18 protein-coding genes are annotated in these 14,573 nt (G+C 62.6%); 9 read left to right on the plus strand and 9 right to left on the minus strand.

All coding sequences use genetic code 11. The features are described 5' to 3' along the window. Positions 1-65: 65 nt before the first annotated feature. Both AC3B5Q_RS12065 and AC3B5Q_RS12070 read right to left on the minus strand, forming a co-directional pair. Positions 66-665 (minus strand): helix-turn-helix domain-containing protein, encoded by a 600-nt coding sequence (locus tag AC3B5Q_RS12065; protein WP_017147667.1) that lies wholly within the window; start codon positions 663-665, stop codon positions 66-68. Positions 666-704: 39 nt separating this feature from the next. Then, positions 705-2,657, minus strand: a complete 1,953-nt coding sequence (locus AC3B5Q_RS12070) for an oxidoreductase (protein ID WP_053870399.1) — start codon at positions 2,655-2,657, stop codon at positions 705-707. A gap of 174 nt (positions 2,658-2,831) precedes the next feature. Here AC3B5Q_RS12070 and AC3B5Q_RS12075 point away from each other — a divergent pair, with 174 nt between their 5' ends. From AC3B5Q_RS12075 to AC3B5Q_RS12100, 6 genes are all read left to right on the plus strand, one after another. Continuing rightward, positions 2,832-3,875, plus strand: a complete 1,044-nt coding sequence (locus AC3B5Q_RS12075; RefSeq protein WP_103462416.1) for an ABC transporter substrate-binding protein — start codon at positions 2,832-2,834, stop codon at positions 3,873-3,875. A 21-nt stretch (positions 3,876-3,896) separates the two neighbouring features. Next, on the plus strand, positions 3,897-4,652 hold the full coding sequence (locus tag AC3B5Q_RS12080; RefSeq protein WP_084850762.1) for a class II aldolase/adducin family protein: 756 nt from the start codon (positions 3,897-3,899) through the stop codon (positions 4,650-4,652). Positions 4,653-4,814: 162 nt separating this feature from the next. Beyond that, positions 4,815-5,699, plus strand: a complete 885-nt coding sequence (locus AC3B5Q_RS12085) for an EamA family transporter (RefSeq protein ID WP_021782363.1) — start codon at positions 4,815-4,817, stop codon at positions 5,697-5,699. A 69-nt stretch (positions 5,700-5,768) separates the two neighbouring features. Next, positions 5,769-6,089, plus strand: a complete 321-nt coding sequence (locus AC3B5Q_RS12090) for a YbjQ family protein (RefSeq protein WP_021782364.1) — start codon at positions 5,769-5,771, stop codon at positions 6,087-6,089. A 138-nt stretch (positions 6,090-6,227) separates the two neighbouring features. After that, positions 6,228-6,416: a hypothetical protein gene (locus tag AC3B5Q_RS12095; RefSeq protein ID WP_021782365.1), complete on the plus strand. Its 189-nt coding sequence runs from the start codon at positions 6,228-6,230 to the stop codon at positions 6,414-6,416. 143 nt (positions 6,417-6,559) lie between these two features. Next, positions 6,560-6,871, plus strand: a complete 312-nt coding sequence (locus tag AC3B5Q_RS12100; protein ID WP_021782366.1) for a hypothetical protein — start codon at positions 6,560-6,562, stop codon at positions 6,869-6,871. 46 nt (positions 6,872-6,917) lie between these two features. Here AC3B5Q_RS12100 and AC3B5Q_RS12105 read toward each other — a convergent pair whose 3' ends face one another. Further along, on the minus strand, positions 6,918-7,250 hold the full coding sequence (locus AC3B5Q_RS12105) for a hypothetical protein (RefSeq protein WP_003253895.1): 333 nt from the start codon (positions 7,248-7,250) through the stop codon (positions 6,918-6,920). 300 nt (positions 7,251-7,550) lie between these two features. Next, the gene (ampC, locus tag AC3B5Q_RS12110) at positions 7,551-8,693 is read right to left on the minus strand and encodes a class C beta-lactamase (protein ID WP_021782367.1); all 1,143 of its coding nucleotides are present in this window, start codon (positions 8,691-8,693) and stop codon (positions 7,551-7,553) included. Positions 8,694-8,799: 106 nt separating this feature from the next. Here ampC and AC3B5Q_RS12115 point away from each other — a divergent pair, with 106 nt between their 5' ends. Further along, the gene (locus AC3B5Q_RS12115) at positions 8,800-9,801 is read left to right on the plus strand and encodes a bile acid:sodium symporter family protein (protein ID WP_021782368.1); all 1,002 of its coding nucleotides are present in this window, start codon (positions 8,800-8,802) and stop codon (positions 9,799-9,801) included. Between the two features lie 39 nt (positions 9,802-9,840). Here the strand turns inward: AC3B5Q_RS12115 and AC3B5Q_RS12120 are convergent, their stop codons facing one another. Further along, positions 9,841-10,434: an eCIS core domain-containing protein gene (locus AC3B5Q_RS12120; protein WP_021782369.1), complete on the minus strand. Its 594-nt coding sequence runs from the start codon at positions 10,432-10,434 to the stop codon at positions 9,841-9,843. Then, positions 10,421-10,984 (minus strand): TetR/AcrR family transcriptional regulator, encoded by a 564-nt coding sequence (locus tag AC3B5Q_RS12125; RefSeq protein ID WP_021782370.1) that lies wholly within the window; start codon positions 10,982-10,984, stop codon positions 10,421-10,423. Before AC3B5Q_RS12125 ends, AC3B5Q_RS12120 begins: the two co-directional genes overlap by 14 nt. Before the next feature lie 89 nt (positions 10,985-11,073). Between AC3B5Q_RS12125 and AC3B5Q_RS12130 the strand changes: the two genes are divergently transcribed. Both AC3B5Q_RS12130 and AC3B5Q_RS12135 read left to right on the plus strand, forming a co-directional pair. Continuing rightward, positions 11,074-11,805, plus strand: a complete 732-nt coding sequence (locus AC3B5Q_RS12130) for an SDR family oxidoreductase (RefSeq protein ID WP_488393098.1) — start codon at positions 11,074-11,076, stop codon at positions 11,803-11,805. Positions 11,806-11,834: 29 nt separating this feature from the next. Beyond that, a complete protein-coding gene (locus AC3B5Q_RS12135; RefSeq protein WP_103444512.1) occupies positions 11,835-12,449 on the plus strand; it encodes a 2-hydroxychromene-2-carboxylate isomerase in 615 nt (204 codons plus the stop codon). Here AC3B5Q_RS12135 and AC3B5Q_RS12140 read toward each other — a convergent pair. From AC3B5Q_RS12140 to AC3B5Q_RS12150, 3 genes are all read right to left on the minus strand, one after another. Continuing rightward, entirely contained in the window at positions 12,422-12,721 is a 300-nt protein-coding gene (locus AC3B5Q_RS12140) for a DUF7693 family protein (RefSeq protein ID WP_230849508.1), read from the minus strand. The genes AC3B5Q_RS12135 and AC3B5Q_RS12140 overlap by 28 nt on opposite strands. 2 nt (positions 12,722-12,723) lie before the next feature. Continuing rightward, positions 12,724-13,269, minus strand: a complete 546-nt coding sequence (relB, locus tag AC3B5Q_RS12145; RefSeq protein WP_003248033.1) for a type II toxin-antitoxin system RelB family anti-toxin — start codon at positions 13,267-13,269, stop codon at positions 12,724-12,726. 81 nt (positions 13,270-13,350) lie between these two features. After that, positions 13,351-14,556: an MFS transporter gene (locus AC3B5Q_RS12150; protein ID WP_103462419.1), complete on the minus strand. Its 1,206-nt coding sequence runs from the start codon at positions 14,554-14,556 to the stop codon at positions 13,351-13,353. Positions 14,557-14,573 lie beyond the last annotated feature (17 nt).

A 14,573-nucleotide genomic window follows, 5' to 3' on the forward strand; every position in this document is an offset into this window, starting at 1 on the left:
AAGTTCGGTGGACAAGGTAGACCGTGTTGCCGGTCAACGGTGTTACCAGTGCTTGCTGGAGTGCTTCAGAATGTTGGCGGCGTGATCACCCAGATCACCACGGCATCTACTTCACCGGGGTTGCCGTAGCGATGAGGTTCCTGGCTCGAGAAGCTGAAGCTGTCGCCTTCACTCAGTTGGAAATGCCGCTCGCCTACCCACAGCTCAAACGTGCCGCTGAGCAGGTAACCGGCTTCTTCACCGTCGTGGCTGTAACTTTGCTGGCTGTAGGTACCCGGAGGGAAACGTGAGTGCAGCATCTCCAGCTGGCGATTGGGCTGGGGGGTGAGCAGTTGATCGACGATGCCATCTTCGTAATGCACGCTCAGGCGGCTGTTGCGCCGCACCACATAGCCTTGGTCTTCGGGCGCGGTGGTGGCCTCGCTGGCGAAGAACCACTGGATGGTCACGCCCAGGCTGCGGGCGATGTTGAACAGCGCCGGGATCGACGGGTAGGAGAGGTTGCGCTCCAGCTGGCTGATGTAGCCTGCGGTCAGTTCACTGTGTGCGGCCAGCTCCGCCAGGGTCATGCCGCGGCGCTTGCGCAGGCCGCGGATGCGGGTGCCGAGGAACTGCGGCGCGGCGCCCCCGGGTTCGCTGGCGGGAGGCTGGGAGGGTTGGCTCATGCACGTCGGTCCATCGCAAAAGCCGCAGTATGTACAGCCTCAGAGTGCCCAGGCAACCGTCAGACCATCGTGAATCGCTTCTTCGGCCGTGCGCGGCGCCAGGCAGTCGCCAATCCGCCGCACGTCCACCACACCTGCCAGTTCAGTGGCCAGGCGGTCTTGAGGTTGATGCCCCATGCACAGCACCAGGGTGTCGATATCTTCGAAGATCATCGGATCGCCGCTGGCGGTGTGCTGCAGGTATACCGTGTTGTCGTCGCAGCCATAAAGGCGTGCGTATGGGGTGACAGGGATACCCAGGCGATGCAGCTCGCCGGCCAGTTGGTCACGTACATAAAGCGGCAGGCTCTCGCCGCAATGAGTGCCGTTGACCGCCAACTGAACCTGATGGCCTTCGCGCACCAGGCGTTCGGCGATACCGGGGCCGATCCAGTCACAGCGCCAGTCGATCACCAGCACCGAACGCCCGGGTTTCGCCTCGTTGCGCAACACTTGCCAGGCGTCCACTATCTGAAGTTCGCCGGTACGCTCGAACGCAGGCCAGTAGGGGATGGCGCCGGTAGCAGCGATGACCAGATCAGGGCGCTCACGTTCGACCAGTGCGCGGTCGACCCGGGTGTTGCGCACCACTTGTACCCCCGCCAAGGCCATTTCCCGTTGCAGGTTGGTGCTGGCACCCCCGAACTCGCTGCGCCGTGGCAGCAGCTGGGCGAGCAGCACCTGCCCACCGAGCTGCGGACCCGCCTCGTACAGAGTGACCTGGTGCCCGCGCGCAGCGGCCACGGCCGCGGCCTTCATGCCTGCAGGCCCACCGCCGGCGACCATTATGCGCTTGGGTGAGGAAGTGGGCGTAAGGTGCCCGTACTGTAACTCTCGGCCGGTTTCCGGGTGCTGGATGCAGGAAATGGGCAAGCCACGATGGAAATGGCCGATGCATGCCTGGTTGCAGGCGATGCAGGCGCGCACGTCTTCGACCTGGCCGCGTTTGGTTTTGACTGGCATCAACGGGTCGCAGATCAGCGCTCGGGTCATGCCGCACACATCAGCCTGGCCGCGAGCCAGGATCAGCTCGGCTTCCTGAGGCTGGTTGATGCGCCCGGTGACGAACAGGGGGATAGCCAGCTGTCGCTTGAAGGTGCCAGCCTCGCGGGCCAGGTACGCGGGTTCGATAGCCATTGGCGGGACGATATGGACCGCGCCACCCAGCGAGGCCGAGGTGCCGGCGACGACATGCAGGTAGTCGAGCTGGCCCTGCAAGGCCACGGCAGCAGCCAGTGACTCGTCTTCGCTCAGGCCTTGGCTGTCACGCTCGTCAGCGCTGATGCGCAGGCCAATGATGAACTGCTCATCGGTGGCGGCACGTACCGCGGCCAGCACTTCGCGCAAGAACCTCAGGCGCTGATCCAGATCGCCGTTGTAGCCATCACTGCGTACGTTTACCCGCGGGTTGAGAAACTGCGCGGGCAGGTAGCCATGACTGGCCACCACCTCGACGCCATCCAGCCCGGCCTGGTGCAGGCGGCGGGCGGCGCTGGCGTAGCCCTGGACGATTTCGTCGATCATTGCCTGGTCCAGCGCGCGCGGCATCACCCGGAAGCGCTCATTGGGCACCGCAGAGGCCGAGTAGGCTACCGCCAACAGGCCGTCTGCCGACTCCATGATCTCCCGCCCGGGGTGAAACAGTTGCGACAGCACCACGGTGCCGTGCGCATGGCAGGCCTCGGCAAGCTGGCGGTAGCCGTCGATGCAGGCATCGTCAGTGGCCATTAGCACATGCGAGGTGTAACGGGCACTGTCGTGCACCCCGGCGACCTGCAGCACGATCAAGCCGACGCCACCGGCAGCACGGTCGCGCTGGTAGGCGATCAGTTTGTCGTTGACCAGGTTGTCGGTGGGTAGGCAGGTGTCGTGCCCGGTGGACATGATGCGGTTCTTCAAACGTTTGCCGCGAATCTGCAAGGGCTCGAACAGATGAGGGAAGGCGGTCTGCATCACGCGGCTCCGGTACAGGGTTGTTATTTTTTCTTATAAAAGTGTAGCAATAGTAAAAAATCAACTTGTTTTTTTACTGGCGTCTGTCTAGGTTTTCCTCACTCGCATGGCGAGGGTGTGACCTCAGAACAACAAGAAAACGGGCCCGTCGGGCACCGGCAGGAGGAAACTACGATGCAGCTATTTCCAGGAGTGACCGGCCTTTGTGCAGCCTTGCTGGCCCTCGGCCTGGGCAATGCGCAAGCTGCGCAGCAGATGGTCGTGGTCGGTTATGGCGGCGCGGGCCAGAAGGCCCAGGATGAGGCAATTTTCAAGCCCTTCATTGCCCAGGACGGCAGCCAGCTGATCCAGGGTGAATACAACGGCGAAATGGCACGGATCCAGGTCATGGCTGACACCGGCCACGTCGATTGGGACGTGGTGCAGATCGAAGGGCCTGACTTGATGCGCGGCTGCGACGAGGGGATATACGAGCACCTGGACTGGCAGCGCCTGGGCCATGCAGCCGAACTGATCCCGGAAGCCGCACAGGATTGTGGTTCGGCCGCGCTGGTCTGGAGCGTGGCTATTGCCTATGACCGCAACAAGCTGGCCCAGGCGCCGGCCTCGTGGGCCGATTTCTGGGACATCAACAAGTACCCAGGCAAGCGCGGCCTGCGCAAGCGTGCGGTGTACAACCTGGAATTCGCGCTGTTGGCTGACGGGGTCAAGGTCGAGGACGTTTACCGCGTGCTGTCCACGCCGGCGGGTGTCGAGCGGGCCTTCGCCAAACTCAGCGAACTCAAGCCCCATATCCAGTGGTGGGACGCCGGCGCTCAACCCGCGCAATGGCTGGCAGCCGGCGACGTGGTGATGACCTCCACCTACAGCGGACGAATTGCGGTGGCGGCGCAGCAGGGCAGCCCGTTGGCTGTGGTATGGCCTGGCAGCCTGTACGGTATGGACTATTGGGCGATCATCAAAGGCTCGCGGCATGTCGACCAGGCCAAGCGGCTGATTGCCTATGCCAATCAGCCGGATACCCAGGTGCGGTATGTGCAGCAGATACCCTATGGGCCGACCAATACCCAGGCCGCAGCCAGGCTTGACCCGGCGCTGGCCAACTGGGTACCCACTTCGCCACAGAACCTGCAAGGGGCGCTGGCCATGAACGTGGAATTCTGGGTCGATCATGGCGAAGAACTGGAGCAGCGCTTCAACGCCTGGGCCAGCAAATAGCGTTCGGTAAAGGAAAACAAGATGACTGCAACGGAACAAAGCCTGCGTCGGGAGCTGGCTGCCTGCTACCGGCTGATCGCGCATTTTCGCATGAGCGATCTGATCTTCACGCATATCTCCCTGCGTCTGCCTGGGCCGGAGCACCATTTCCTGATCAACCCTTATGGCCTGCTCTTCGATGAGATTACAGCTTCCAGTCTGGTGAAGATCGACCTGCAAGGGCGGCCGGTGGGCGCTGCCCGTCATCCAGTCAACCCGGCCGGGTTCGTCATTCACAGTGCCATTCACGCTGCCCGCGAGGATGCCCGGTGCGTGCTGCACACCCACACCCGAGCAGGTTGCGCGGTGGCCGCACTGGAGTGTGGCTTGCTGCCGATCAACCAGATGTCCATGGAGTTTTACGGCAATGTGGCTTACCACGGCTACGAGGGCATTGCGCTGGACATGGATGAACAGCAACGGCTGGTGGCTGACCTGGGCAACAAGCCGGTGATGATTCTGCGCAACCATGGGCTGTTGACCACGGGACGCAGTGTGGCTGAAGCCTTCCTGCGCATGTACTACCTGGAAAAGGCTTGCGAGATCCAATTGGCGGCGCAGAGTGCTGGGCAACTGATATTGCCGTCGACTGAAGTGTGCAGGCATACCGAGCGGCAGTTCAACGCGCCGGGGAGAGGCTTGAAGCAGGGGGAACTGACCGACCCGGATGCGCTGCAATTGGCGTGGGCGGCATTGTTGCGAATGCTGGAAAAGGTGGCACCTGGTTATCAGGATTGAACCTGTTCTTTGATTTGGCAACGTTGACGTCCAGCCGACAGCGGGCGGACGGAACAGTCACTGTAGTGCAACCATTGGTTTCAACTGTGCTGGTCCGTTTTTATGGAATGCCTTTATGCTGTAACGAAATATGTCTAAAAAAGCCTGCAGAAGGAAGTCGCAATGCCACTCAAGGACCTGCTTATCGCCCTGGTGGTGATTGTCGCCTGGGGAGTCAACTTTGTGGTCATCAAGGTTGGCCTCGACGGGCTGCCGCCGATGCTGCTGGGGGCATTGCGTTTCTTGCTGGTGGCGTTCCCGGCGATCTTGCTGGTCAGACGGCCCAAACTGCCATGGCGCTGGCTGATCGCTTACGGTGCGACCATTTCACTGGGCCAGTTCGCGTTCCTGTTTCAGGCCATGTACAGCGGCATGCCGCCAGGGTTGGCTTCGTTGATCCTGCAGTCGCAAGCTTTCTTCACCCTCGGTTTTGCTGCGTTGTTTCTCGGTGAGCGGCTGCGCCTGGCCAGCGTGCTGGGGCTGCTGGTGGCGGCCGGCGGCCTGGCACTGATCGGCAGCGAAGACGGCGGCCATGTGCCCATGCTGGCGTTGGTGCTGACCCTGTGTGGCGGTGCAATGTGGGGCCTGGGGAACATCATTACCCGGCGGTTCGGCTCGGTCGACCTGGTCGCGTTGGTGATCTGGGGTGGGCTGATACCGCCACTGCCATTCCTGGCACTGTCCTGGTGGCTGGAAGGCCCCGACCGCATTGGCCATGCCTTGGCCAATATCAGTTGGAGTTCGGTGCTGGCCCTGGCGTATCTGGCCTTTGTGGCCACCATGCTCGGCTACAGCCTGTGGAGCAAGTTGCTGTCGCGTCACCCGGCAGGCAAGGTGGCGCCGTTCTCGCTGCTGGTACCGGTGATTGGCCTGAGTTCGTCGGCTTTGCTGCTGGGAGAGCGCCTGACCGCCACTCAGGGCTGGGGCGCATTGCTGGTGATGGCCGGGCTGCTGGTGAATGTATTCGGTGCGCGCATCGGTCAGCGCTTGCGAGCTGCCAACGCGTAGGCGCTTAAATCTGCTGAGCTGCGCTCTGTTAGAATCGGCCTCTTTTTGTCAGGCCAACGGAGCGCATCCATGATCATTTCCACCACCAGCCAGCTCGAAGGCCGCCCGATTGCCGAATACCTGGGCGTGGTCAGTTCCGAATCGGTGCAGGGCATCAACTTCGTGCGCGATTTCTTTACACGGTTTCGCGACTTCTTCGGCGGTCGTTCGCAAACCCTGGAAAGCGCGTTGCGCGAGGCCCGGGAGCAGGCCACTGAAGAACTCAAGGCCCGGGCACGACAGTTGCAAGCCGATGCGGTAGTGGGGGTGGACTTTGAGATCAGCATGCCGTCGGTACAGGGTGGCATGGTCGTGGTATTTGCTACCGGCACAGCAGTACGCCTGAGGTAAAGCCTTCTGCCACTGGTCGGCTACAAGGTTCTTGTCCGGTCGGTCCGCAAATGACCAGCTAGTCTCACTCTCACAGGCCGCGTTTCCTGGGCAACTTGTCTGGTTGCCGGCGCGACCGCCACCGGAGGGACACTGGGCATGAGCGAATCCTTTTTCGAAGACCTGAACGATGCGTTCCCTATCAACAGCCAGGTGCGTTGCGGCCAGGCGGCATTTCGCCTGGGTTTCGCCCACATGACGCTGGATGATTCCGAACAGCTCCAGCCTGCACATTTGCAGCGCAGCAAAAAAGGCCGCTTCATGCCGCGGGTACCGATCAAGAAGTGAGCCCGCGCCTGCACACGCCCCCCGCCCAACGGCGGGGTTTTTATTGCCATTCGTTGATCCGCCTCATGGTATTGCCCGGTAACGCTCGCCGGATGGCCCGGCCTGTGGTTTTCTGGCGCGGCATTCCAGCGACGGAGGATTGAATGCTCATGCGAGTCAGGGAAGAAACCTATTGGCAGTGGGCCGACGCACAGTTGCACAGCCGCTGCCACGACGAAGCACTCAGCGACGGCACCACACTGGACGTGCAGGTGCGCTTGTCGCGCCTGGGGGCGACGCAGTTGTTTCTGGGGGTGTACGCCGGGGATGGGCGGGCGGTGCTGGAAGAGTATTACCCGGCGCTGCCGGGCGAGACCATGACCCGTGCGCTGGTGTGGGGTGTCGACCGCGCCAGGGCGATGGCAACGGGCGCCTTGCCTTTGCCGGAAACCCGCTTGCAGCGGCGCCAGGCATGAAAAAGCCCGGCCTGTGCGGGCCGGGCTTTGGTAAGGGTGCGAACCCTCAATTCAGCGGTTCGATCACCTTGACTGCCTGCTGCTCACGGGCAGCGGGCCATTCTTGTTGCAGGGTCTGCAGCACGCGGCCGACGAATTCGGTGTCTGCGGCGGCTTTCTTGCCGACGTAGCCTTGGCCACGGCGGTAGACCTTGAAGCGGGCACGCATGCTGGGCAGGTGCTCTTCAAATTCATCTTCGACGGTGTTCGGTGGCAGGCGGTCGAGGCGCACTTCACCGGTTTGGCTAACCCACAGCAGATGGTCGTCAAGGCTGTCCTTGCGCACGGCAAACAGCTGGGCCAATTGGTCGATAGTCGGATTGTTGTTCAAGTTCATCATAAAGCCCCCATTACCCATTCATAGGTGATTTTCACAGTTGGCGCTATCACGGTGTAGCGCACTACCAAGGCTGCTACAGCAGCATCGCAACAGGGGCTTTCTCACGCTGCCTTTTGGACAGTTTCCCTCTCCACGGACGGCCTGCGTTACCGCGCAGGCCGTCTGGAACACCCTTGCCACCGCTCCCGATCGGGGAGACGGCTTCATCATGCCCAAGGGCGATGAACGGCGTCAACCGTTTTGTAGTGATTTTTTTTGCTCACTACATTCTGTCGTTTTGTCCGACAATCACAGCTCGCGTCACAAGCCGGAAAGGATGTCGAAGGCGGCTTGCACCCGCGCTTGGTTGGGGTAATTCCGATTGGCCAGCAACACGACTGCCAGCTGTTCTGCGGGTACAAACGCGGCATACGCGCCGAAGCCATTGGTGGAACCAGTCTTGTTGTACCAGGCTGCCGGTAGCGCGGGCAGGGCCGGCTGCAAGCGAGTGGTTGCCTGCGGTTCACGGATCAGCAGCGAGCTGTTGCCATCGATCAGTGTGCGCAGCGTGACCGGGTAGGGGTAGCGTTCCCAGCCCAGGCCTTGCGTCATGGCGCCGACCTGGAAATAGCCTTGCTGGGTAATGGCGGTGGCTTTCACCAAGGCCGGCGGCAGGCCCTGCGGCTGCATGTGCAGGCGCACATAGCGCAGCAGGTCGCTGGCGCTGGTTTTGATGCCGTAGGCCTCGTCGGCGTAAGGGCCCGGACCCATGCGCACCGGCTTGTCGGCGGCGTCATACCCTTGGGCATAAAGGCCCTGGGCGCTGGCCGGAACCTGAAGGTAGGTATTTTTCAGGCCCATCTTCGTCAGCAGGCCCTCATTCATCAGCGTGGAAAACGGTTGGTGCTGCGCACGGGCGGCAAGGTCACCGAACAAGCCCAGGCTGGGGTTCGAGTAGCAGCGCTGGGTGCCGGGTTTGGCGCGAGGTTGCCAGTGGCGGAAGAAATCGACTACCTGTTGCGGCGTTTGCACAGATTCGGGGAACTGCAGTGGCAGGCAGTCGGCGCTATAGGCGCCCAGTTCCAGCACCGTTGCGTCGCCGATGGGGGCGCCGGCCAGTGCCGGGTGGTAGCGCTTGGCCGGGGCCTGGAGGTCAAGCTTGCCCTCGGCGCTGGCAAGCGCGGCCAGTGTGGCAGTGTAGGTCTTGCTCAGCGAACCAATCTCGAACAGCGTATCGCGGCTCACCGGTACGTTGTCGGCCTTGCTGGCCACGCCGTAGCTGAAGTAATGCGCGTGGTCGCGTGCATAGATGGCCACAGCCATGCCGGTGATGCCTTGTTCCTGCATGAGCGGGCGGATGATCTGGTCGACCTTGGCCTGTAACTGGTCGTCGGCCTGGGCGCTGGTATGGCCAAAAGCGAGGGTGATGGCGGCTGCAAGTACAGCCAGACGTGGGCGGAACATGGTGGGTCCTTTTGTGGAGCGTGTCCGTTGAGCGATATCACTCGGGGTTCCGGCGTTAGCGACGGAGAGCCAAAGAACTTATCGTCTGCCCAGCCACCATGACAAGATGGATACAGTGATGAAGTATTTGCGCATGTTATTTGACAATTTCACCCTGGCCTTGCTCGGTGTGGTACTCATCGCCACCGTGCTGCCTTGCTCGGGCGATGGCGCGGTATATTTCGGCTGGCTGACCAACCTGGCCATTGGCCTGTTGTTCTTCCTGCATGGCGCCAAACTGTCGCGTGAAGCCATCATTACCGGTGCCGGGCACTGGCGCCTGCACCTACTGGTGTTCTCCTGTACTTTCGTATTGTTCCCACTGCTGGGCCTGGCGTTCAAACCTCTGTTCGTACCGCTGGTGGGTAACGAGCTTTACCTTGGCATCCTGTACCTGTGTGCCTTGCCTGCCACCGTGCAGTCGGCCATTGCCTTTACTTCGCTGGCCCGCGGTAACGTGCCAGCGGCCATCTGCAGCGCGGCGGCCTCCAGCCTGCTGGGTATCTTCCTCACACCGTTGCTGGTGATGTTGTTGCTGGGTGCCAGTGGTGATACGGGGTCCGGTCTGGATGCGGTATTGAAGATCACTTTGCAGCTGCTGGTGCCGTTCGTTGCCGGGCAGATCGCGCGGCGCTGGATCGGTGCCTGGGTCAAGCGCAATGCGCGCTGGCTCAAGGTGGTGGACCAGGGTTCGATCCTGCTGGTGGTGTACACCGCCTTCAGTGAGGCCGTGGTTACCGGGCTGTGGCACACCGTATCGCCGCAGCACCTGGCGGGGTTGTTCGTGGTGTGCGCAATTCTGCTGGCAGTGGTGCTGTTTGGCACACGCATGCTTGGCAAGGCGCTGGGCTTCGACCTTGAGGATCGCATCACCATCCTGTTTGCCGGCTCCAAGAAAAGCCTGGCCACGGGGGTGCCCATGGCCCAGGTGTTGTTCGTGGGCAGTGGCATTGGCGCGATGATCTTGCCGCTAATGCTGTTCCACCAGATACAGCTGATGGTGTGTGCTGTGCTGGCGCAGCGCTATGCCAGCCGTGACCAGGCGGTGGAAGCCTCGGCGGTGTCCTGAACGCCTTCGCGCTCCCATGCAGGAGCGCAATGGCAGCGATCAGCGGGCCTGGCCTGAACGACGCTCGCGCAGCGCCTTGCCGACTTCGGCCTCGATCTTGTAGGCCGGCCCCTCCAGGTCGTCGAAGTTGCGCGTATAGCGTCGGGCAAACTCCTCCACGCCCAGTTCCTGATACTGCTGCACATGCTTGAGCTCGTGCGCCCACAAGGCAACGTTGTCCTCGGCATCGGCGGCCCGGCGGAAGATGATCGTGTCGATCAGTGTAACGGCGTTCACATCGGGGTTCTGCAATAGCGCATTGGCTGCGCTCATTTGTTGCTCATCCCCCACCCGAAAGCGCGCCGCGTCGAGCACGGCAAAGTCATACCAAGGTTCAAGCTGCGCCCGGATATGCAACGGAATCGGCTGCACACCGCTGGCCGTGGCTTCGTCACGGGCCTGGCGCAAGGCGTAGGTCAGGCTGGACGAGGCCATGACCTCCACATCCTTGAGGATCTGCCCGGCCTGGCCTGGGTCGATCGGGGCGCAGAAACAGCCCATCAGGCACACCTGATACTGCCCGGGCGGGCAGGCCTGTTCGGCATGCGCTGGCAGGGCCAGCAGCAACCCCAGCAGCGCACTAATCCGCCTCATGCAGGGCCTGTTCGACAAACTGGCGGCTGGCGCCCAGTACTTGCGCTTGCACGCTTTCACTGGCCAGCATGCGCCCGACCAGCAATGCCCCTACGCACTGGCTGATCAGCACCCAGGCCAGTTGCTCATCCTCCAGGGTTGTGCTCCAGGCCTGGTGCAGTTCTACCAGCCAGTGCTCCGCCACTTCACGCACCGGTGTGTCGGCCCGGGCGATTTCCACACCCAACGGCGGCAATGGGCATCCACCTTCGGCATTGCGCAGGTGGGCCAGGCTCAGGTACTGCTGCAGGCAGCGGCCAAGGCGTTCGCGGTTGGCGCCCTGGCAGGCCAGGCGTATCAGGGGGCTGTTGCTCAGCTCCTGGCGTACCACCTCGGTAAACAGGTCGTCCTTGGACGGGAAGTGGTTGTAGAAGGCACCGCCGGTCAGGCCGATCGCTTTCATCAGCCCGGCCACGCCGGTACTGGCAAACCCCCCGCGCTTGGCCAGCGCGCCGCTGCTGGCCAGCAGCCGTTCGCGGGTTTGCTGTTTGTGTTCGTTGGAATAGCGCATTCACATGCCTCGACAGACAGGCTTGACGATGACCGCGATCATAGCATAGCGTTCGTTTACTAAACGATCATTTACCCATGGAGGCAGGCATGTCAGAACAACAAAAAGTCGTGCTGGTGATCGGGGCGGGCGACGCCACTGGGGGCGAAATCGCCAAGCGCTTTGCGCGTGAGGGTTACATTGCCTGCGTAACCCGGCGCCAGGCCGACAAACTGCAGCCGCTGCTGGAGGAAATACAGGCCGCTGGCGGCCGGGCCTACGGTTTTGGCTCTGATGCGCGCAAGGAAGAGGAGGTGGCCGCGCTGGTGGAGACTATCGAGCGTGATATAGGCCCGATTGAGGCATTTGTCTTCAATATCGGTGCGAATGTACCGTGCAGCATCCTCGAGGAAACCCCGCGCAAGTACTTCAAGATCTGGGAAATGGCCTGCTTTGCCGGTTTCCTCACCGCGCAGGCGGTGGTCCGGCGCATGGTTCAGCGTGAGCGTGGCACCCTCCTGTTCACCGGTGCTACAGCCGGCACTCGCGGTGCAGCCGGTTTTGCCGCTTTCGCCGGGGCCAAGCATGGCTTGCGTGCCTTGGCACAGAGCATGGCGCGCGAGTTGGGGCCACGCAACATCCATGTCGCCCATGTGGTGGTGGACGGTGCCATCGACACGGTCTTCATCCGCGACAGCTTCCCCGAGCGCTATGCCCTCAAGGACCAGGATGGCATCCTTGACCCGGCGCACATTGCCGACAGTTACTGGTTCCTGCACGCCCAGCCCCGCGACGCCTGGACCTTCGAGCTGGACCTGCGCCCCTGGATGGAACGCTGGTAAACCCCCGTTAACTCGCAAGGACCGTAACCATGCACACGTCTGTCGATTTCTTTTTTGACCTGGGCAGCCCAGCCAGCTACCTGGCCTGGACCCAACTGCCGAACCTGTGCGCCCGCCAGGGGGCCGCGCTGCACTACCGGCCAATGCTGCTTGGCGGGGTTTTCCAGGCTACCGGCAATGCTTCGCCGGCCATGATCCCGGCCAAAGGGCGCTACATGTTCACCGACCTGGCCCGCTTTGCCGAACGCTATGGAGTGCCGTTCGGGATGCCGCCGGGCTTCCCGGTCAATACCCTGACTTTGATGCGTGGCGTGACGGGTACCCAGTTGCATTCACCGGATCGGTTCGAGGCATTGCTAATGGTGCTGTTCACCGGGCTGTGGGTACAGCGCCGCAACCTGAGCGACAGCGCTGTGCTGAATGAAACACTCGCGCAGGCAGGCTTCGACCCGCAGGTTTTTCATGCCCTGGCCGCTGACAGCGAAGTAAAAGCCGCGCTAAAGCAGGCGACCGAGGCCGCTGTGGCGCGCGGGGTGTTTGGCGCGCCCACCTGTTTTGTCGGTGATGGGATGTTCTTCGGCCAGGACCGCCTGGACTTTGTCGAGGAGGCGCTGCGTCAGAGCGCCAACAGCCTCTCCAGCTGAGTGCGCTCCCACAGGCTGAGCAGGTCGGTGGGGTTGGTGCCATAGCGCTGCCAGTGCTCGAGCCCGGCCTGTTCGCCGCCGGGGGCTTGGCAATGAACGCAATGCGCCAAGCCCTCAGTATCCAGGGCCAATGTCAGTTGCCAGCCCTGGATACCGACATCGACCAAGCCGCCCTCGCGGCGTGCAACCACCTCAAGGTGATGCACGCCAAGCGCCACATTGCGCAGGCACTGGTAGACATCCCGGGCGCTCAGTGAACGTCTGTGGATCAAGATCAGAAATTCGCCGGCGTGTTGGCGCTGATGATCTCGGCCTCATCCGGGCCGATGTTCTTGAAACTGTGCGGCAGGGTCGTGGGGATGTAGTAACCGTCGCCCGAGTTGAGCACGCTGACCTGGCCGTCGACCCACAGCTCGACGGTACCACGGGTGACCAGCCCGCATTCTTCGCCTTCAGCATGCACGATCGGCTCGCCAGAGTCGGCGCCGGGTGCGTACAGCTCACGCAGCATGCGCATCTGCCGGCCTTCGACGCTGGCGCCGACCAGCAGCATGCGCAGGCCATTGCGGCCCAGGTCGGGTTGTTCGCCACCACGGAATACGTAGCGTTCCTCACGCACCGGCTCGTCGAAGCTGAAAAACTCCGCCAGGCTCATGGGAATGCCCTCGAGCAGTTTTTTCAGGGAGCTGACCGAAGGGCTGACGCGATTCTGCTCGATCTGCGAGATCGTCGAATTGGTCAGCCCGCTGCGGCGGGCCAATTCCCGTTGGGAGAGGTTGTTGCGTTCACGCACCAGTTTGAGTCGCGTCCCCGTGTCCATAGCCGCCTTGTAATCAGAGGTGTCAATAATAATGAGCGATGCGCATTAAAACACACTCTGCGCCCTTGCGCGCTGTGCTTCTCAAACCCGCTGCTCACGCGGCATTGGCCACAGCCCGACCAGCAGCAACAGCACGGCCACGGCCAAGAATGGCAAGCGTGGATCAAGGGCATACACCAAGGTACCGGCGAGCGGCCCGATCACCGCGCCCATGCCTTGGGCGGCGCCAATGGAGCCGGCTGTGGCGCCTTGTTCGGAGGCCTGCATGGCATTGGCCGCCAGTGCCGAAAACGCCGGGAACACGAAGCCCATGCCCGCTGCCGCAACAAAATAGCAAGCCCACAGCCAGGGGGCCGTGGTGGCCAGTGAGCCACAGGCAAAGCCCAGTGCCGATACCGTGGCACCCACCCGGATCATCTTCAGCGGTGGCCACTCCAGTTGGCGCAGGATCACCTGTGCCAGCATCAGTGCCACACCCACGGTGGTCAGGGCGATGCCAGCCGCCTGGGCGGCTTCGGCAGGGCCCAGATGCAAGCGGTCAAGGGCAAAGAAACCGACGATGATCTGCGACACGGTCACACTGAGCATGGCGCTGAATGCCACCAGCAGCGGCCGGCGCAGGCGCGGGTCGTTCAGCCGCACCGGACTGGGGGCGTGGCTGTGCGGCAGCGCCTGTGGTTTGAGGGTAAAAAACAGCACGAGGAAGGCAGTGGCCGGCAGCAGCGACATGATATGGAACGGCAGGCTCAGGCTGTGACGCGCCAGCAGTGCGGCCAGTGCTGGCCCGACCACCAGGCCGACGGCGTTGGCCGCCCCCAGTGAGGCCATGGCCCGCGCTCGGCGTTGCGGCTCGACATGGTCGGCGATCAGCGCATTGCAGCCTACCGGGATGGCGGCATAGAAGGCGCCGATGCAACCGCGCGCGATCATCAGGCCGATGAACGCCAAGGTTGCCCCCGGCAGCCAGCGCAGTGCGCCTTCGACGAACAGGCACAGCAGCCAGTAAGCCAGGGTAAAGCCGGCGCTGCCCAGCAGCAGGATGCGCCGGCGGCCCAGGCGGTCTGCCGCGCGGCCCCAGGGCCGGGCCAGCAGCACCCAGACCACGCCGGCCACGGTTATGGCGGCGCCGGCTTGCCAGGTGGCCATGCCAAGCTGGCGGGCTATCGGGCCGATCAGGGCAACGAAGGCCATCATCGACATGGTGCAGGCCATGTTGGCCAGCAGCAGCGGGCGCAAGTCCAGGGTGCTGGCAGGCAGAAGGGTTGCAGGATCCTTTGCGACGTTCATGAGCGGTCCAGGGCAGT

This window comes from Pseudomonas sp. D5(2026) (assembly GCF_057766845.1).